Annotated in this window: 18 protein-coding genes; 12 read left to right on the top strand and 6 right to left on the bottom strand. The window is 72.4% G+C overall.

The annotated features are described in order from the left end of the window. Nucleotides 1-58 precede the first annotated feature (58 nt). Nucleotides 59-1,756 (bottom strand): serine/threonine-protein kinase, encoded by a 1,698-nt coding sequence (locus tag IEZ27_RS01345; protein ID WP_189645494.1) that lies wholly within the window; start codon nucleotides 1,754-1,756, stop codon nucleotides 59-61. Nucleotides 1,757-1,892: 136 nt separating this feature from the next. Between IEZ27_RS01345 and IEZ27_RS01340 the strand changes: the two genes are divergently transcribed. Then, nucleotides 1,893-2,531, top strand: a complete 639-nt coding sequence (locus IEZ27_RS01340; protein WP_189645493.1) for a GNAT family N-acetyltransferase — start codon at nucleotides 1,893-1,895, stop codon at nucleotides 2,529-2,531. Nucleotides 2,532-2,556: 25 nt separating this feature from the next. On the opposite strand, the gene IEZ27_RS01335 is transcribed toward IEZ27_RS01340, so the two are convergent. Genes IEZ27_RS01335 through IEZ27_RS01320 form a run of 4 tightly spaced genes read right to left on the bottom strand, consistent with a single transcriptional unit; the run spans nucleotide 2,557 to nucleotide 5,938 of the window. Continuing rightward, nucleotides 2,557-3,621, bottom strand: a complete 1,065-nt coding sequence (locus IEZ27_RS01335) for an NAD(P)-binding domain-containing protein (protein WP_189645492.1) — start codon at nucleotides 3,619-3,621, stop codon at nucleotides 2,557-2,559. A 26-nt stretch (nucleotides 3,622-3,647) separates the two neighbouring features. Beyond that, a complete protein-coding gene (locus IEZ27_RS01330) occupies nucleotides 3,648-4,487 on the bottom strand; it encodes a phosphotransferase enzyme family protein (protein WP_229823055.1) in 840 nt (279 codons plus the stop codon). 18 nt (nucleotides 4,488-4,505) lie between these two features. Beyond that, nucleotides 4,506-5,168 carry a hypothetical protein gene (locus tag IEZ27_RS01325; protein WP_189645490.1) on the bottom strand — a complete coding sequence of 221 codons (663 nt, stop codon included), beginning with the start codon at nucleotides 5,166-5,168 and terminating at the stop codon, nucleotides 4,506-4,508. Between the two features lie 2 nt (nucleotides 5,169-5,170). Then, nucleotides 5,171-5,938, bottom strand: a complete 768-nt coding sequence (locus tag IEZ27_RS01320) for a bestrophin-like domain (RefSeq protein ID WP_189645489.1) — start codon at nucleotides 5,936-5,938, stop codon at nucleotides 5,171-5,173. 534 nt (nucleotides 5,939-6,472) lie between these two features. Between IEZ27_RS01320 and IEZ27_RS01315 the strand changes: the two genes are divergently transcribed. Beyond that, nucleotides 6,473-6,823: a hypothetical protein gene (locus IEZ27_RS01315; RefSeq protein WP_229823054.1), complete on the top strand. Its 351-nt coding sequence runs from the start codon at nucleotides 6,473-6,475 to the stop codon at nucleotides 6,821-6,823. A gap of 84 nt (nucleotides 6,824-6,907) precedes the next feature. On the opposite strand, the gene IEZ27_RS01310 is transcribed toward IEZ27_RS01315, so the two are convergent. Beyond that, entirely contained in the window at nucleotides 6,908-7,459 is a 552-nt protein-coding gene (locus IEZ27_RS01310) for an Lrp/AsnC family transcriptional regulator (RefSeq protein WP_229823053.1), read from the bottom strand. Here IEZ27_RS01310 and IEZ27_RS54845 point away from each other — a divergent pair, their 5' ends adjacent. From IEZ27_RS54845 to menC, 10 genes are all read left to right on the top strand, one after another. Next, nucleotides 7,460-7,588, top strand: a complete 129-nt coding sequence (locus IEZ27_RS54845) for a hypothetical protein (protein ID WP_268246029.1) — start codon at nucleotides 7,460-7,462, stop codon at nucleotides 7,586-7,588. 63 nt (nucleotides 7,589-7,651) lie between these two features. Next, the gene (locus IEZ27_RS01305) at nucleotides 7,652-9,232 is read left to right on the top strand and encodes an ABC transporter substrate-binding protein (RefSeq protein WP_189645487.1); all 1,581 of its coding nucleotides are present in this window, start codon (nucleotides 7,652-7,654) and stop codon (nucleotides 9,230-9,232) included. Nucleotides 9,233-9,244: 12 nt separating this feature from the next. Next, on the top strand, nucleotides 9,245-10,360 hold the full coding sequence (locus IEZ27_RS01300; protein ID WP_229823052.1) for an ABC transporter permease: 1,116 nt from the start codon (nucleotides 9,245-9,247) through the stop codon (nucleotides 10,358-10,360). Then, nucleotides 10,357-11,217, top strand: coding sequence for an ABC transporter permease (locus IEZ27_RS01295; RefSeq protein ID WP_189645486.1), 861 nt, complete (start codon nucleotides 10,357-10,359; stop codon nucleotides 11,215-11,217). Before IEZ27_RS01300 ends, IEZ27_RS01295 begins: the two co-directional genes overlap by 4 nt. Continuing rightward, nucleotides 11,214-11,996: an ABC transporter ATP-binding protein gene (locus IEZ27_RS01290; RefSeq protein WP_189645485.1), complete on the top strand. Its 783-nt coding sequence runs from the start codon at nucleotides 11,214-11,216 to the stop codon at nucleotides 11,994-11,996. The genes IEZ27_RS01295 and IEZ27_RS01290 overlap by 4 nt, the downstream gene beginning before the upstream one ends. Next, nucleotides 11,996-12,898 carry an ABC transporter ATP-binding protein gene (locus tag IEZ27_RS01285; RefSeq protein ID WP_125637567.1) on the top strand — a complete coding sequence of 301 codons (903 nt, stop codon included), beginning with the start codon at nucleotides 11,996-11,998 and terminating at the stop codon, nucleotides 12,896-12,898. Before IEZ27_RS01290 ends, IEZ27_RS01285 begins: the two co-directional genes overlap by 1 nt. Further along, nucleotides 12,895-13,899, top strand: a complete 1,005-nt coding sequence (locus tag IEZ27_RS01280; protein ID WP_229823051.1) for a M24 family metallopeptidase — start codon at nucleotides 12,895-12,897, stop codon at nucleotides 13,897-13,899. The genes IEZ27_RS01285 and IEZ27_RS01280 overlap by 4 nt, the downstream gene beginning before the upstream one ends. Before the next feature lie 46 nt (nucleotides 13,900-13,945). Further along, nucleotides 13,946-15,523 (top strand): Na+/H+ antiporter, encoded by a 1,578-nt coding sequence (locus IEZ27_RS01275; RefSeq protein ID WP_189645484.1) that lies wholly within the window; start codon nucleotides 13,946-13,948, stop codon nucleotides 15,521-15,523. 80 nt (nucleotides 15,524-15,603) lie between these two features. Further along, entirely contained in the window at nucleotides 15,604-16,158 is a 555-nt protein-coding gene (locus IEZ27_RS01270; RefSeq protein ID WP_189645483.1) for an acyclic terpene utilization AtuA family protein, read from the top strand. 111 nt (nucleotides 16,159-16,269) lie between these two features. Next, nucleotides 16,270-17,370, top strand: coding sequence for an o-succinylbenzoate synthase (gene menC, locus IEZ27_RS01265; RefSeq protein ID WP_185844862.1), 1,101 nt, complete (start codon nucleotides 16,270-16,272; stop codon nucleotides 17,368-17,370). Nucleotides 17,371-17,388 lie beyond the last annotated feature (18 nt).

The raw sequence follows: 17,388 nt of genomic DNA, 5'->3' as shown, positions 1-17,388 counted from the left end.
CCGGGGACGCCCTCTTTCCGACGCTGATAGTAGGGGATCAAGCGTCCGCGTACGCAACTCATGACTTTTCCCGATGACGGGATTTTCGCGCTCTTCTGACTGCGAGACGCCCGCCCAGCAGCGCCGATCCGGGCACTGCGAGTATGCCCAGCAGGCTGGATCCGAGTCCCAGGTCGATGTCGGCGTCCAGCAGCCCGCCGCCGTCGCGGCCGAGCAGCGAGCCGCCGAGCGACACCCCGAGCGAGACCGACAGGAGCGGCTTGTGGGTCTTGGCGGGCGGCGGCGTGGCGGGCGGCTTCGTGGCCGGGGCGCTCGTGGCCGGCGCGCCGGTGGGCGGGGCGCTCGTGGCGGGTGGCCGGGTCGCGGGCGGGTCATCGGCCGGGCGGGTGGCCGGAGGCTTCGCCGGCGGCCGGGCGGACGGCGGCGACGACCGCGTGGGCGGCGCCTCGGAGGCGGGCGGCCCGCCGGTCGGCCGCGGCGGCCGGGTGCCCGGCCGCGTCGTGGACGGCGGCGCCGTGGCGGGCTGCGTGGAAGGCTGGGCCGGGGGCTGTGTGGAAGGCGGCGCGGACGACGCGGGCGGCGCGGTCGGGTACCCGCTGGGCCCGGCGGTGTACGGCGGCGAGACCGTCCCCGACCCGCTCGGCACCGGGGTCACCGGCTCCGGCGAGGCGGGCGCCGTCGTGAGCGAGGTGCCCTCCGCCACCACGGGCGGCAGCGCCGTGCCGCTGTCGGGCGAGGGCGACCCGCTCCAGATCACGAACGTCGACGCCACCGCCGCCGCGGTCGCCAGCACCAGGCCGCCGGTCACCGCGAGCCTGGCCGGCGGCCCGAACGAGCTGCGCACCACGCTCGTGGCCGTCCCGGCGCCGCTCTCCGCCACGCTCTCCACGCCGCTCCCGGCCGACGGCAGCAGCGCGGTGAACGGCAACGTCAGCACGGCGAGCCCCGACCGCCCGCGCAGCTCCCACCCCGCGCCGTACGTCCTGCGCGCGACCTCCTCCAGCTCGGCCAGGAACGCCTCGGCCGAGGCGGGCCGGTGGGCCGGATCCTTGGCCAGGCCGTGCTCGACCAGCCCGCGCAGCCGCCCGTCCACCTGTTCCAGCGGGGGCGGCATGTGCTGGTGCTGGAAGGCCAGGGCGGCCAGGTTCGCGGCGGTGAAGGGGCGGCGGCCGGTGAGGCATTCGAAGAACACCACGGCGGCGGCGTACACGTCGGAGGCCGGGCCGGCCGGGGCGTCGTCCCACTGCTCGGGGGCCATGTAGGAGGGGGTGCCGGCCAGCGCGCCGGTCTCCCCGAAGCGGGCCGCCACGCCGAAGTCGACCAGCTTGCTGTCGCCGTCCGTGGTGATGATCACGTTCTCGGGCTTGAAGTCGCGGTGGACCACGCCGCGCCGGTGCGCCTCGGCGAGGCCGAGCAGCGCCCCCTTCAGCACGGCGAGCGCCGCCTCGACGCCGGTGCCGCCCTCCTGGGCGATCAGGCGGCGCAGCGTGACGCCGTCGACCAGCTCCATCACGATGGCGGCCGTGCCCCCGGCCTCGACGTAGTCCAGCAGGCGGGCGGTGTGGGGGCTGTCGATCTCGCCGATGACCCCGGCCTCGGCACGGAAGCGGGCGACGAACTCGGCGTCCTCGCGCAGAGGCTCGGACAGGTGCTTGATCGCGACCGGCAAGGCGTCGGAGTCGCGTACGGCGAGCATGACCCGCCCGGTCCCTCCGTGACCCAGTTCCCGGATCTCCGTGTAACCGGGAACAGCCATGTCGGGCCCTCCTGACCGGATAAAGATCCTTATGTCAGGACGCTAGCCGAATGTCACACCCCGTGTCGAGCCCCTTCGCCGGAGTAACCGGACCCCTGCCTCAATCGGTATTTTTCCTACTTCCTATAGTAGGTCCGTGGCTCTCACCGATCATCTGCGCGAATGGCTCGGGGCCTGGCCGCCCACGGGAAACCTCGACGTCACAGGCTCGCCCCGACGTACGCAGCCCGGCTGGGACGGACGCGTCCACCCCGCGCTGGGAGTCGGCACACCGGAGGGTGCGGTGTTGTCGGTGCCGCCCGAGCACGTCGCCCGGGTGAAGGCCGTCGAGACGGTCCGCGAGATCCCGGCACTGATCGGATTCGGGGATCGCGGCTGGTTCGAGGCCGTCTACCGCTGGACCACCGAGCCCGCGCCGCTGGCCGACGCCGGGGAGTGGGTGCCCGCGACGGACGACGGCGTACCCGAGTGGCTGCGCGTGTTCGGCGGCGAGGTGCTGGTGGCCGTGGACCCCGAGACCCGCGAGCACCTGGCCGGGGTGGGCATCAAGCGGCACGACCGGTACGGGCGGGAGCTGTCGGTGGTGACGGCCCCCGAGGCCAGGGGGCGCGGGCTGGCCAGGCGGCTGGTGGCGCAGGCGGCCCGGCGGGTGCTGGACGAGGGGGCGGTGCCGACGTACATGCACGCGGTCAGCAACACCGCCTCGGCCGCCGTCGCCAAGGCGGCCGGCTTCCCCGACCTCGGCTGGACCGCCTTCGGCGTCGCCGAACACTGACCCCCCTCCACGGCCCGAGGGGCGGTCAGGCCGCCGGGACGGCCGGGCGTGGACGCAGGAGGGCGCGGACGTCGCGGGCGGCGGCGCGGCCCGCGCGGTTGGCGCCGACCGTGCTGGCCGAGGGCCCGTAGCCGACGAGTTGCAGGCGCGGCTCCTTGAGCACCCGCGTGCCGTCCACCTTGATGCCACCGCCCGGCTCCCGCAGGCGCAGCGGCGCGAGGTGGTCGAGCGCCGACCGGAACCCGGTGGCCCACACGATCGTGTCCGCCGCGACCCGCCGCCCATCCGCCCACTCCACGCCGTACGCCGTCAGCCCCCGGAACATCGGCAGCCGCTCCAACGCCCCCTTCGCCATGGCCTGCCGTACGACGAGGCTGTAACCGAGCCCGGTGACGCTGACCACGCTCTGCGGCGGCAGCCCGGCCCGTACCCGGGCCTCCACCATGGCCACGGCCTCCCGCCTGGCGTCCTCGCCGAAGTCGTCGTCCCGGAAGACCGGCGGACGGCGGGTCACCCAGGTGGTGGCGGCGGCGACGCCCGCCAGCTCCGACAGCACGTGCATCGCCGAGGCCCCGCCGCCGACCACGACCACCCGCCGGCCCGCGAACGCCTCCGGCCCGCGATAGCCCGCGTAGTGCAGCTGCTCGCCCAGGAAGTCCGGGGCCCCCGGGTAGTAGGGCCAGTACGGCCGCGTCCAGGTGCCGGTCGCGTTGACCACGGCCCTGGCCGCCCACTCCCCCGCGTCGGACGTCACGACCAGCCGACCGCCGTCGCCCTCCCGTACGGACCCGACCTTGACCGGCCGCAGGACCTCCAGCCCCACCCGCCGCTCGTAACCCCCGTAGTACTCCGGGACGACCTCCGCCGCCGGCCGGTCACCGGCCACCTCCACCCCGTCCGGCGCGCCCGGCAGGTCGAAGATGCCGTGCACCTTGTCCATGGTCAGCGACGGCGACCGGTGCCGCCACGCCCCGCCCGGCCCGCGCGCCGCGTCCAGCACCAGCGGCTCGATCCCGAACCGCCGCAGGAAGTACGCGCTGGACAGCCCCGCCTGCCCGGCCCCGATCACCACAACCTCGGTCGTCTCCACGATCAGGTGAAACCGCCGCCCCGGGCCTACTCTTCCCGTTCGTCGATACCAGGGGGCGAACCGGTCAGCGCCTCGGCGAAGCGGGCGCGGTGGCGCAGGACGTGCTCGCGGTCGACGCCGTACAACACGTCGTCCCCTCGGGCGATGTGCCCGGCGAAGGCGCGGTCGCCCGCCGCCGCCCGTTCGTGCATGTGCCGTACGAGATGCTCCAGGCGGTCGGCGGCGGTGGCGGGCAGCGCCGGCCGGTCGTGCGCGGCGAGGCCGTAGGCGTCGGCGAACAACCGCAGCCTGCGGGCCTGCTCCCCCACCGGACCGGCCCCTTCGTGCCGGGGATCGCTCAACGGGACGAACCGGTAGGCGGCATAGGCCACGTCCCACAGACGCGGTCCTGGATGGGCGGTGTCGAAGTCGATGAGAGCCACCGGCCGCCCGTCGCGGAACACGCAGTTGTACGGCGCGACGTCCCCGTGGCAGATCACCTCGGCCGGGTCGCGCGGCGGGAAGTACCAGGTGGTCGCGGCCGCGAGGGGGAAGCCCTCGGTGGCGTCGTGGTAGGCGCGCAGCAGCCTGGCGACGGCCCCGAGGGTCTCGTCGGTACGCACGTAGGACGGCGGCGGGTCACCGGGCACCTCGCCGGGGACGAAGTCGAGCACCTCCCGCCCCCGGTTGTCGATCCCGTGGCCGGCCGGCGCACCCGTGAAACCGCGGGCGGCCAGGTGGCCGAGCAGCGCGTGCACGGCCGGTGTCCAGGGGCCGGTCGGGCGGCGTACGGTGGCGCCGGCCCGGACCACGTGATTGACCCCGCCGCCGATCAGCGGCACCTCGCCATGGCCGGACACACCAGACACCCCGGATACGTCGGACACGCCGGCCATTGTCGCACGTCAGCGGGCCCTGAACGCGACCGCGGTGGTGGAGGCGATCGTGGTCACCAGAACCACCATGATCAGAACCGTGCCGAGCGGGTTCTTGCGCCGCGGCGTCGCCTGGATCTGCGCGATCCTCCTGCGTGCCGCGACGGTCGGCGTGGGCGTCGGGGTGGGTGTCGGCGTGACCCGCCGGACGGGCTCCGGCACCGCCCGCACCGGCGCCGGAGCATGGGGCCGGGTCGGGATCGGGGTCGGGGTCGGGCGCGGCACCGGCCGATGCGTCGGTCGCGGTGTCGGCCGTGGTGTCGGACGGGGCGTACGGACGCGGCACTCCCCCATCTGCACGGTGCCGCCCGGCCCGCCCACGCACAGCGAGTCGGCGCCGATCGACACGTGCGGCACGGGAACGCGGATCCGCGGCGGACGCATGCCCGGCCGCATCGACACCGACACCCGCGGATTCGGCCCATCCCAGATCTGCACGCCGGGCACCGACACCACCGGCCCCGGCCGGCCGTCCCCTCCCGGCACGCCGGGAACCGTGATCCTCGGCTTGGCGATCGGCCGTACGTGCGCGGGTGTGGGAGCGGGAAGCATCCGGTCGGCCACCGCCGGGCCGGCCGCGCCCGCGGCGAGCAGAGCGGCGGCCAGCATCAGCGGCGCGCGCCTGACGCCCACGGTCACATTCCCCCGGCGACGCGGGAGAACTCCTGCAACGCGCCCTGGAACGCCTGCGGCCCGACCGCCAGCGGCCCGGCGAAGGCGTGGGCGATGTCCATTGTCAGGTAGGTGCCGAAACCGAGCATCGCGGCCATCGCCAGCAGCGGCAGGATCGCCAGGCCGCGCGGACGCGCACCGGCCAGGTAGGGGAAGACGACGACCAGCAGGCCCGTCAGCACGGTCAGGAACAGCAGCCCGTCGGGCGGGGTCGCGGCGGCGTCCATCGCACGCTGGGAGCGGGCGGTGGCGATCGCGGCGACGTGTTCGAGCACGGCGTCGCGGGCGTCCTTGTCGTCGTCGGTCTTGGCGTCGACGGCGCTCACCCGGCTGCGCATGGCGTCGAGCCGCGCGGCGCCCACGGGGTCCATCCGGCCGTCGGACATCAGCGGCCACTCGTCTCTGACCACGAAGGTGACGTAGTCGCGCAGCGCGGTGCGGACCGTCTGCGGGGCCGTGCCAGGTAGGTCGGCCGCGGCCCAGTAGGCGTCGATCGCCGCCTGGCTCTCGGCCTGGGCGTTCTGCCGGGCGGCGTCGGCGGTGGTCCAGGGCACGATGATCGCGATCGCGAACACCAGCAGGAACAGCGCCGACAACATCGACCCGGCATGACCGGCCGAGACCCCGTCGGGCTCGGCGTCCTCGCTGCCCTTCTTCGTGAGCCGGAACACCAGCGCGGTGAGCGCCACCACGCCCACGGCCGCCACGATCGAGAGCGTGTACGCCAGCATGAAGATCTCCCAAATCTTCTCGAATACACAGTGTTACATGACTATCACACTAAGCAATGCCGGCGTCAGCTACCGGAAAGTAAAGTCCCGAACCTCCCGCGACCACCCACCCCGATCAGCCGTCACACGGGGACGACGTACTCATTCCCGGCAGCCCAGCGGCCCCCGAACAGCGCCACCACCCGTCGGGCCCACCCCCGCACCGGGACGCCCCAGCCGACATCGCACGACGAAATCGCATGGCGACATGAACCCTCGCCGCCACAGGATCTTGGCAACGCGGCCCTTGACGCTCCCCATGGGGACGCCGTACCGCCCGCTCCGGCCCTCCTGGCGGCGAACCCTTGGGGAGCCGGCCTTGAGCGGGGCGGCCCAAGACGGCGCGGGGCACGGAGGCTCGGGGTTGGGGGGCGGGCGAGAACGTGCTTGTGGTGTGGGCGTGGGTTGTGTGGTGGCTGGACGGATCGTTGATCATGACCGGGTGTTCTGACCAAACGTCCAGCCGGGCGGTGATGATCCGGAAATATGGTGACTATGGAGGGCGTGAATCTCAACGGCCGTAAATTCGTGATGGTGAGCTCGACGGCGAGCGCGGTGGACCCCGACAGCCCGACGGAGTTCCAGTACTGGGAGGCCGACGGCGTGGTGTGGGGCAGCTACACGGGCGACACCGTGACCCACGGCCGCTTCGTCGGCACGCGGGACGGCGCCGACGTCGCCATCTCCTACGCGCACGCGCTCAAGGCCGGCGGCAAGGCCGGCGGCCAGAGCAGCAGCCGCGTCGAGCAGGGCGAGGACGGGCTGCTGCGTCTGGTGGAGGAGTTCAGGTTCGACGGCGACGACACGCTGCACGTCAGCGTGTGCGCCGAAGTGCCCGCCTCCTGACGCAGCGCCCGCGGCCTGCCCAGGGCAAGCCGTCCGCGACAGCCGGTGTCGGCTGTCGCGGCGGCGGTCCGGTCAGGGGGTGTTCTAGCCGTCCTTGCGCAGGGCGGCGCGGCCCTCGGCGGCGCCGACGAAGCGCATCTTGCCGAGCGGTACGTCCCCCTGCGCCTCCTGCGGCATCCGCCGCACGGGACGGGAGGCGTCGCGGTCGGACGGCAACACGTACGGCCGTCTGAGCACTTCGTCCAGGATGAACACGGTTTCGGTCGCCTTGACGGCCGGGATGTTGGCCAGGCGGTCGGTCACCATGCTGTGCACGGCGGCCACGTCGGAGACCCGTACCTGGATCATGGCGTCGTGCTGGCCGGTGGTGATCGCGCAGTACTCGACCTCGGGCATCCGGGCCAGTTCGGCCCTGAACTGCTTCCACATCTGCTGGCGTACGGTCACGAAGATCAGCGCGGTGATGCCGAGCCCGGCCCGCACGTGGTCGATCTCGGCGGTGAAGCGCTTGATCGCGCCGTCGGCGCGCAGCGCCTCGAAGCGCGTGTAGGCGTTCGCACGGGAGATGCCCACCCGTTCGGCCAGGGCGGCGACCGAGATCCTGCCGTTCTCGCGCAGGATCTCAAGGATCTTCATATGGACGTCGTCCAGCTCAAGGCCGATGCCGATCCGTCCAGGCGGACCGCCGCCGCTGGCACCATTTCTGGAAATTTCACTCATCATTACACCTCGACCATTTATATACGTCTCGCGGACCGCACGTGACCTGGACGTTCTGCCGGACAATCCTCGACAACCTTCTCCCGAACGTCCAATTTGGAGGACCCCATGGCGACCCGCTCGCAGACGGCGGCAGTGCTGCTCGCCGGTGCGCTCGCCCTCGCCGCCTGCGGAAGCGGCGGCACCTCGCAGACCCCGGCGGCCTCCGGTGGCGGTGGGAAGACGCTCGTCATCGACACGTCGTTCGACCTCAAGACGGCCGACCCGGGCCGCACCTACGAGCCCACCGGACTGATCGTCGGCAAGGCCGTCTACGAGACGCTGCTGACCTTCGACGGCTCCGACGTGACCAAGCCGGTCCCGGCGCTGGCCGAGTCCTACGAGCTGAGCGAGGACGGCAAGACGCTGACGCTCAAGCTCAAGAAGGGCCCCACCTTCGCCGACGGCTCGCCGATCACCGCCGACGACGTGGTGTTCTCGCTGAACCGCGTGCGTGACATGAAGGGCACCCCGTCGTTCCTGCTGGACGGCGTCGAGGTGGCCAAGACCGACGACTCGACGATCACGCTGACGTCGAAGGCGCCGAACCCGGCGCTGCCGTACATCCTGCCGAACCCGGCGCTCGGCATCCTGAACAGCAAGGTCGCCAAGGAGCACGGCGCCACGGCCGACGCCCAGGACAAGGCCGAGCAGTACCTGAACTCCTCCTCGGCGGGGTCGGGGCCGTACACGATCGAGGCGTTCAACGTGAGCAGCCAGGTCACGCTCAAGGCGAACCCGAAGTACTACGGCACCAAGCCGGCCTACGACAAGGTCGTGATCCGCAACGTCGAGGCCGCCACGCAGAAGCTCAACGTGCAGCGTGGTGACAGCCAGGTGGCGCTGAACCTGTCCGGTGACCAGGTCACGAACATGCCCTCCACCCTTCAGGTGAAGAAGACCGCCTCGGCGAACGTCATCTTCCTGCTGGCCAACCAGGACTCGGGCGTCAGCAAGACCACGCCGAACGCCAAGTTCGTCGAGGCCGTGCGCAAGGGCGTGGACTACGCGGGCCTGCTGGAGCTGGCCGGTGAGGGCGCGGGCCAGGCGCCGGGTGTGATCCCGTCGCAGCTGCTCGGCGCGTTGCCGCCCGAGCAGGCGGCCAAGCGGGACGTCGAGGGTGCCAAGGCGGCGCTGGCGGCCAGTGGCGTGTCGAACCCGACCGTCAAGCTGGAGTACCCGAGCGAGCTGACCGTCAACGGTCTGTCGTTCCAGCCGCTGGCCGAGCGGATCCAGGCCAACCTCAAGGAGGTCGGCATCACGGTGGATCTCCAGCCCGCGCCGGTGACGACCGCGCTGGACAACTACCGTAACGGCAAGGAGGAGATGGGCCTGTGGTACTGGGGGCCGGACTACCCGGACCCGAGCGACTACCTGGCGTTCGCGCCGGGCAAGACCGTGGGCCTGCGGGCCGGCTGGAAGGAAGGCGCGGCCAAGGAGATCGAGGCCGCCGCTGACAAGGCCGCGACCGCGATCGGCGACGAGGCGCGCAAGGCGGCGTACGCCGACCTGCAGACCAAGCTGAACACGTCGGGGCCGTTCGTGCCGCTGATCCAGCCGAGCCAGAACATCGTGTCGGCCGCGTCGGTGACGGGCGTTGAGTACCACCCGGTGTGGACCGTGGACGTCGCCGACCTCGGCGCGAAGTAAGGAGTCCGGCAGGTGTCCGACAACCCGGGCGCGGCGGGTTCGCCGCCGCGCCCCGGCGCCGGCTCCCCGGTCAAGGAGGCCGCCGCGGGGACGCGGCGGCGGGGCGTGCCTCCGCTGGCGCGTTTCCTCGTCCGGCGTATCCTCATCGCGGTGTTGCTGGCCTGGGGCATCACGCTCGTGACGTTCGTGCTGACGAACCTGGTGCCCGGTGACCCGGTGGCCGCCAACCTGGGCCAGCGGGCGCTGGGTGACCCGGCGATCGTGGCCCAGTGGCGGTCCGAGCACGGCCTGGACAAGCCGCTGTGGCAGCAGTACGCGATCCATCTGCAGGGCTTGGTCCAGGGTGACCTGGGCACCAGTCAGCAGAGCCACCGTCCGGTCAGTCAGGATCTGGCGGAGTTCGTCCCGGCGACGCTGGAGCTGGCGGGGGCGGCGATCCTGATCTCGCTGGTGCTGGGTGTGGCCTTCGGCGTGGTCGCCGCGCTGCGCAGGGACCGGCTGGCCGACCACGCGTTGCGTCTGGTGAGCCTGATCGGCATCTCGGTGCCGACGTTCTGGCTGGCGCTGGTGGCGTTCTACGTGTTCTTCTACCGGCTGCAGATCACGCCGGGCAGCGGCCGGGTGGACGTGGCGCTCGGTTCGGCTCCGGCGGTGACCGGGCTGCAGACGGTCGACGCGCTGCTGGCGGGCCGGTGGGACATCTTCACCTCCGCCGTCGGGCATCTGATCACGCCGGCGCTGGTGCTGGCGCTGTACACGATCGGCCTGCTGACCCGTTTCACGCGTTCGGCGGTGCTGGAGGTGCTGGGGCAGGACTACGTGCGTGCGGCTCGCGCCAAGGGGCTGCCGGGGCGGGTGATCCTGTTCAGGTACGTGTTGCGTTCGGCGTTGGTGCCGATCATCACCGTGGCGGGTCTGGCCTTCGGCAGCCTGCTGTCGGGCACCGTCCTGGTCGAGGCGATCTTCGCCTGGCCCGGTGTCGGCCAGTACGCCTACAAGAGCGCCACCAGCCTCGACCTGCCCGCCGTGATGGGTGTCGGCCTGGTCGTGGGTGTGGTCTATCTGGTCATCAACCTGATCGTGGACGTGTTGTACGGCGTCATCGATCCCCGAGTGAGGCTGCAATGAGAGGCAAGGGGCTGCTGGGCAGGCTGCCCGAGGCGTGGCGGCAGCCGCTGGCCGTCGCGGGCGCCGTTCTGGCCGTGGCCTGGGTGGTGATCGCGCTGACCGCGCCGTGGCTGGCGCCGCACGATCCGCTGGCGCAGGACCTGCCGCGGCTGGCGCCTCCGGGGCCCGGCCACTGGTTCGGCACCGACCAGCTCGGGCGCGACATCCTGAGCCGGATCATGTACGGCGCCCGGGTGTCGATCCCGCTGACGTTGTTGCTGGTCGCGCTGTCGGTGCTGGTGGGCGGCCTGCTGGGGGCGTGTGCCGGGTACTTCGGCAAGTGGGTCGGCGAGACGATCATGCGGTTCGCCGACCTGGTGTTCGCGTTCCCGACGGTGATCCTGGCCATGGTGGTGGCCGCGGCGCTGGGTGCGAGCCTGGGCAACGCGGTGCTGGCCGTGCTGGTCGTGGCCTGGCCCGCCTATGCCCGCGTCACGCGCGGGCTGGTGCTGGGGGTGCGGGAGCGGGAGTTCGTGCTGAGCGGGCGGCTGCTGGGCTTTTCTGTGTGGCGTTCGCTGCGGGTGGACGTGCTGCCGAACGTGACCGGCCCGATCCTGGTGCTGGCCACGCTCGACATCGGTACGGCGCTGCTGTTGTTGTCCGGGTTGTCGTTCCTGGGCCTCGGGGCCAAGCCGCCGTCCCCTGAGTGGGGTGCGATGGTGGCCTCCGGTGTGGAGGTCTTCGACAGCTGGTGGGTGGCGACGTTCCCCGGCCTGGCGATCCTGACCGTGGTGCTGGCGTTCAACTTCCTCGGCGACACGCTGCGGGACGCGCTCGACCCGCGGACGGCCCGCGCGATCAAGGAGCGTGCGTTGTGACGCTGGACATCACCGGTCTGAAGGTGTCGATCCGCGGCAAGGAGGTCCTGCGCGGCGTCGATCTGAAGCTGGCCGCGGGGCGGGTGCACGGCCTGGCCGGCGAGAGCGGGTCGGGCAAGACGATGACGGGCTTGGCCGTTCTGGGGCTGCTGCCGCACGGCGCGCGTGTCTCGGGCCGGATCGGGCTCGGTGAGCGGGACCTGCTGACGCTGCCGCCCAAGGAGCTCAACCGGGTACGCGGCGGCGAGGTCGCCATGGTGTTCCAGGACCCGGCGACCAGCCTGCATCCGATGTTGACGGTCGGCCGGCAGCTCACCGAGCACATGCGGCACCACCTGGGCCTGGGCAAGGCCGAGGCGAAGGCGCGGGCGGTCGAGCTGCTGGGCAAGGTGCGCATCCCGGGCGCCGAGGAGGCGTTCGGGCGTTTCCCGCACCAGTTCTCCGGCGGTATGCGGCAGCGCATCGCGATCGCGATCGCGCTGGCCTGCTCGCCGAAGGTGCTGATCGCCGACGAGCCGACGACGGCGCTGGACGTGACCGTTCAGGCGGGTGTGCTGCGGCTGCTGCGCGGGCTGTGCGACGAGCTGGGCCTGGCGGTGTTGCTGGTCACGCACGACCTGGGCGTGATGTCGGCGGTCGCGGACGAGGTGAGTGTGATGAAGGACGGCCTGGTCGTGGAGACCGGGCCGCGCGGGCGGGTGCTGCGCGAGCCCGAGCACGCCTACACGCGCGCGCTGCTGGACTCGCTGCCTGATTCTGCTTCGGACGTGGAGGGCTGATGCTGGACATCGAGGACCTGGTCGTCGAGCACCGCTCCCCCGGGCGTCCGGTGGTGCGGGCGGTGGCGGGGGCGAGCCTGTCCGTGAGGGCGGGTGAGGTCGTGGGGCTGGTCGGCGAGTCGGGGTGTGGCAAGTCCACCTTGGCGCGCGCGGTCTGCGGCCTGAATCCGGTGACGCACGGGTCGATCGCGTTCGAGGGGCAGCAGGTGACGCCGCTGGGGCTGCGCCGCAGGAAGCTGACCGGCATCCAGATGGTGTTCCAGGATCCGTACGCGTCGCTGAACCCGCGGCGCCGGGTGGGCGATCAGATCGCCGACGGCCTGCGCACCGCGAACGACAGCCGTACCGATCCCGCGGATCTGCTGGAGCGGGTGGGCCTGCCGCGCGCGTTCGCGGGACGGCATCCGCACGAGTTCTCCGGCGGGCAGCGGCAGCGCATCGCGATCGCCAGGGCGCTGGCGGCGCGGCCGCGGCTGCTGATCGGCGACGAGCCGATCTCGGCGCTGGACGCCTCGGCTCAGGCGCAGGTGGCGCGGCTGATGCGTGATCTGGCGGTGGACTCCGGGGCCGGGTTGTTGTTCATCAGTCACGACCTGTCGGTGGTGCGGCTGATCGCCGACCGGATCGCCGTGATGTATCTGGGCAAGATCGTCGAGATCGGTGACACGGCCGAGGTGTGGGCCGATCCGAAGCATCCGTACACGAGGGCGTTGCTGGGGGCCATCCCCAAGCCGGACGGGATGGGCGTGTTGCCGGCCGAGCTGGCCGGGGACGTGCCCGATCCGGCGAATCCGCCGGGCGGGTGCCGGTTCAACCCGCGTTGTCCGCTGGTGATGGAGGTGTGCCGCGAGAGGGAGCCGGACTTCGGGCCGGTCGCCTGCTGGCTGCACGAGCCGGCGTGAGCCGGCGCCACGCCGCGCGGGTGGCGGCCGTGCGGCGGGCGATGGCCGGGGAGGGCATCGACGTGCTGGTGTTGCGGCCGTCGCCGGACTTCCGGTTTCTCAGTGCCTCCCGGGATGGCCTGGCCGACGCGGACGGGGAGGGTGTGTTCCTCGTGGTGACGGCCGACTCGGTCGTCGAGACCCGGGATCCGGCCGGGCTGGTGCCCGCCTCCGCACGGCGGGTGGGGGTGGATCCGGAGATGCGGGCGCGCGAGTTGTTCAGGCTGGCGATCGCGGCGGAGCTGGTGCCCGCCTCGGCGGTGCTGGCGCCGTTGCGGCTGCGTAAGGATCCGGCGGAGTTGTCGGCGCTCGGGCGGGCGGTCGCGGCGGCGGAGGAGGTGCTGGCGCAGGCGCGTGAGCTGGCCTGGTTCGGCGCGAGCGAGCGGGCGATGGCGCGCCGGTTGCGGCTGCTGGCGCTGGAGTCGGGCTGCGAGGAGGTGATCTCGTTGCGTGTGTCGGCGGGCGAGAACACCGCGCGGCCCGAGCATCGGCCGGGCGAGCGCGTGATCAATCCCGGGGACGCGCTGCTGGTGTCGGTGTGCGGCCGTTGGGACGGTTACTGCGCCGAGGCGGGCCGGGTGTTCGCGGTCGCCGAGCCGCCGGAGGACTACGAGGCGATGTACTCGGTGGTGCTGGCCGCCCACCGCGCGGCTCTGGCGGCGTTGCGGCCCTCGGTCCCGTTCGACGAGCTGGCCAGGACGGTGAACGAGGTGATCGACGCCAGCGGGTACGGCCACTACGCCGCTCTGCACGTGGGCCGGGGCGTCGGTCTGGGGCATGACGAGGGTCCGCGGGCGGGCGAGGAGGCGGTGTTCGCGCCGGGGATGGCGGTCTGCCTGGAGCCGGCCATCTACGTGCCCGATCTGTTCGGGGCGCGGGTGGCCGACGTGGTGGCCTGTACGGCGGCCGAGCCGGTGTCGCTGGGCACGAGCCCGCACACCCTGCACGTGCTCGACCGGTGAGGTGAGCTGCGCTTACGCTGGGTGACGACGATCATCGGGGGGCGTCGTGGACCAGTTCGTGCTGCTCATGCTGGTGCTGCTGGGCGCGCTGGTCACGGTTCCGCTCGGTGATCGGCTGGGGTTGCCCGCGCCGGTGCTGATGACGTTGCTCGGCATCGTGCTGGCGGTGTTGCCGTTCGTGCCGAACGTGGACATCCCGCCGGGTGTCGTGTTGCCGCTGCTGTTGCCGCCGTTGTTGTACGCGGCGGCGCGGCGTACGTCGTGGCGGCAGTTCGCGGCCAACTGGCAGCCGATCTTCCTGCTGGCGGTGGCGCTGGTGTTCGTGACGACGGCGGCCGTGGCGGTCACGGCGCAGGCGCTCGTCCCGGGTCTGCCGCTGGCGGCGGCGGTGGCGCTGGGCGCGCTGGTCGCGCCGCCCGACCCGGTGGCGGCCACGGCGGTGGCCGGGCGGCTGGGCCTGCCCCGGCGCATGGTGTCGTTGCTGGAGGGCGAGGGGCTGTTCAACGACGTGACCGCGATCGTGCTCTACCACGTGGCCGTGGCGGCGGTCGTCACGGGCGCGTTCTCGTGGCCGGGGGCGCTGGGCGAGTTCGTGTTGTCGGCGGTGGTGGCGGTGGCGGCGGGGTTCGCGCTGGGGTGGGCGGCCGGGAAGCTGATGGTGTTGCTCGCCGACGCGACGTTGCAGGTGGGGTTGTCGCTGGTGGTGCCGTTCGTGAGTTATGCGGTGGCCGACGAGCTGGGCGGGTCGGGGGTGCTGGCGGTGTTGACGACCGCGTTCTACCTCAGTGACCGCATGTGGGACGCCGACGACGTGTTCGGCAGGTTCGCCTCCTCCACGTTCTGGCAGGTGGTGGACACGCTGGTGACGGGGATCGCGTTCGGGCTGATCGGGCTGGAGCTGCACACCGTGTTCGGCACGGTGCAGGGGCGGCTCGGCACGGTGTTGTGGTGGAGCGCCGCCGTGGTGGGCGTCGTCGTGGTCGTACGGCTGGTGTGGCTGCTGCCGGCGGCGTGGGTGGCCAAGAAGGGGCGGCGCGAGGACACCGAGGTGCCGATGACCTGGCGCGAGACCGTGGTCATGTGGTGGGCGGGCATGCGTGGCGTGGCGTCGGTGGCGCTGGCGCTGGCCATCCCGTTGCGGATCCATGACGGGCAGCCGTTCCCGCAGCGGCCGGTGATCGTGTTCATCGCGTTCGCGGTCATCCTGGTGACGCTGGTGGCGCAGGGGCTGACGTTGCCGTGGCTGGTGGCGCGGCTGGGCGTCAAGGCCGACACGGCGGCCGAGCGGGAGTTGGAGAAGCGGCTGGCGATCCGGGCGGCCCACGCGGCCAAGAGGCGGCTGCGGGAGATCGACGAGGCCGAGGACCTGCCGGAGGAGGTGGTCGAGCTGCTGGGCAGGCGCATGGTGGACCTCGGGTTGCGGATCAGCCCGGAGGCCGCCGACGACGAGCGGCGGGAGGCGTTCGAGCAGCGGGTGCGGCGGGCGCGGCTGGTCCGGCGGGTGCAGGAGGAGATGATGTCGGCCGCCCGGCAGGCGGTGCTGGACGCCCGCCGCGACCCGCGTGCCGATCCTCAGGTGGTGTCCCGGGTGCTGCGGGCGCTCGACGCCAGAAGCATGCGCTGACCTGCGGGTATCCGTTGTGCCGGCCGGTGACGGCGGGTGACGGTGTGTGACTGGCCGCCGCAGAGGGTAGTCATTCTCTTATGCTGCGGATCGGCACGCTGGGCTCTGCCCCGTCGGTCGGCGTCGTCGCCTGTGGATGGCGCGACAGTGGTCCCGAACCTCTCGCCACCGGTATCAAGCTGATCTACACGCTCGGCGGCCCGCTGCCCGAGCTGCCCGGCCTGCGGATCGCGCCGGGCGCGCTCAGGGGGGCCGAGCAGATCGCCTCCGCCCTGCTCCAGGGGCTCGACGTGGTCATCACCGAGCCCGCCTGCCCGGCCGCGCCCGTGGTGGCCGCCGGCATGTGGCACTACGGCTGGACCAGGCGTGACGTGGGCGCCCTGGCCGGGGCCACCGTCGCCGGTCTGGCTCTGGCCACGCAGCCCGGCGTGTGCGTGGCGGAGATCGGCCGTGACGGCAGGAGCTCGATCGACGGCCAGATGTCGGCCGCGTTCGTCCGGGCCCGGCTGGCGGCGGCGTTCTCGGGGGGGCGTTATCGTACGCCGGAGGTCACGGTGCCGCTGGAGGCGGTGCGGCTCAGCGAGGACACGCCGTGCCGGATCCGGATCGCGCCGACGCCGGGCATCGTCGTGTAGGACCTTCCGACGAAGAAGTGCCGGCCTTTGGTGTCGCGGTACGAATCCCGGCGCGGCCGCATGTCGTACGGTCGCCAGGGAACACCTGTGCGCCGACCGAGTGGAGAGAGTGTGAAGATCACCGGAGTAGAGCTGCGGCGGATCGCGATGCCGCTGGTGTCGCCGTTCCGCACGTCGTTCGGCACCGAGACCGCCCGTGACGTCCTGCTGGTCAGGGTGGTGACGCCGGACGCCGAGGGGTGGGGCGAGTGCGTGGCCATGTCCGAGCCGCTCTACTCCTCCGAGTACGTCGACGGCGCCGCCGAGGTGATCCGCCGTTTCCTGCTGCCCGCCCTGCCGAAGAACGTGGACGCGTACGGGGTCGGCCGGGCCCTCGAACCCGTCAAGGGTCACCGCATGGCCAAGGCCGCGCTGGAGACCGCCGTGCTCGACGCGCAGCTGAGGGCGGCCGGCGAGTCGTTCGGCCATTTCCTGGGCGCGGCCCGCGACCGGGTGCCGTGCGGGGTGTCGGTCGGCATCATGGACTCGGTCCCGCAGCTCCTCGACGCCGTCGCCGGCTACGTCGAGGAGGGGTACGTGCGCATCAAGCTGAAGATCGAGCCCGGCTGGGACGTCGAGCCGGTGCGGGCGGTGCGCGAGCGGTTCGGCGACGACCTGCTGCTCCAGGTGGACGCCAACGCGGCGTACTCGCTGACCGACGCCCGCCGGCTGGCCCGTCTGGACGCGTTCGACCTGCTGCTGATCGAGCAGCCGCTGGCCAACGACGACCTCGTCCAGCACGCCAAGCTGGCCCGCCAGTTGCAGACCCCGATCTGCCTGGACGAGTCCATCGAGTCGGCCGAGCACGCGGCGGCCGCGATCGCGCTGGGCTCGTGCTCGATCATCAACATCAAGCCGGGGCGGATCGGCGGTTACCTGGAGGCGCGCCGCATCCACGACATGTGCCGGGCCAACGGGGTGGCGGTGTGGTGCGGCGGCATGCTGGAGACCGGCCTCGGGCGGGCGGCGAACGTGGCTCTGGCGGCGCTGCCGGGGTTCACGCTGCCGGGGGACACCTCGGGGTCGCGGCGGTACTTCGCGACGGACGTGACCGAGCCGTTCGAGCTGGTGGACGGCCATCTGGAGGTGCCGACCGGGCCGGGTCTCGGGGTCGAGCCGATCCCGTCGATCCTGGAGGAGGTCACGACCGCCACGGAGTGGATCCCGCTGTAGGGGGCCGGCCTGGGCGGA

Source organism: Nonomuraea spiralis, assembly GCF_014648435.1.
Taxonomy (GTDB): Bacteria; Actinomycetota; Actinomycetes; order Streptosporangiales; family Streptosporangiaceae; genus Nonomuraea; species Nonomuraea spiralis.
This window is presented reverse-complemented; position numbering and strand designations above follow the sequence as displayed.

Coding starts and splice junctions, on each gene's coding strand:
- IEZ27_RS01310 (WP_229823053.1), bottom strand. CDS start 7,459: ATGAAGATCCTTGAGATCCTGCGCGAGAACGGCAGGATCTCGGTCGCC.
- IEZ27_RS54845 (WP_268246029.1), top strand. CDS start 7,460: ATGGACGTCGTCCAGCTCAAGGCCGATGCCGATCCGTCCAGGCGGACC.
- IEZ27_RS01315 (WP_229823054.1), top strand. CDS start 6,473: ATGGAGGGCGTGAATCTCAACGGCCGTAAATTCGTGATGGTGAGCTCG.
- IEZ27_RS01270 (WP_189645483.1), top strand. CDS start 15,604: ATGCTGCGGATCGGCACGCTGGGCTCTGCCCCGTCGGTCGGCGTCGTC.
- IEZ27_RS01305 (WP_189645487.1), top strand. CDS start 7,652: ATGGCGACCCGCTCGCAGACGGCGGCAGTGCTGCTCGCCGGTGCGCTC.
- IEZ27_RS01285 (WP_125637567.1), top strand. CDS start 11,996: ATGCTGGACATCGAGGACCTGGTCGTCGAGCACCGCTCCCCCGGGCGT.
- IEZ27_RS01295 (WP_189645486.1), top strand. CDS start 10,357: ATGAGAGGCAAGGGGCTGCTGGGCAGGCTGCCCGAGGCGTGGCGGCAG.
- IEZ27_RS01345 (WP_189645494.1), bottom strand. CDS start 1,756: ATGGCTGTTCCCGGTTACACGGAGATCCGGGAACTGGGTCACGGAGGG.
- IEZ27_RS01320 (WP_189645489.1), bottom strand. CDS start 5,938: ATGCTGGCGTACACGCTCTCGATCGTGGCGGCCGTGGGCGTGGTGGCG.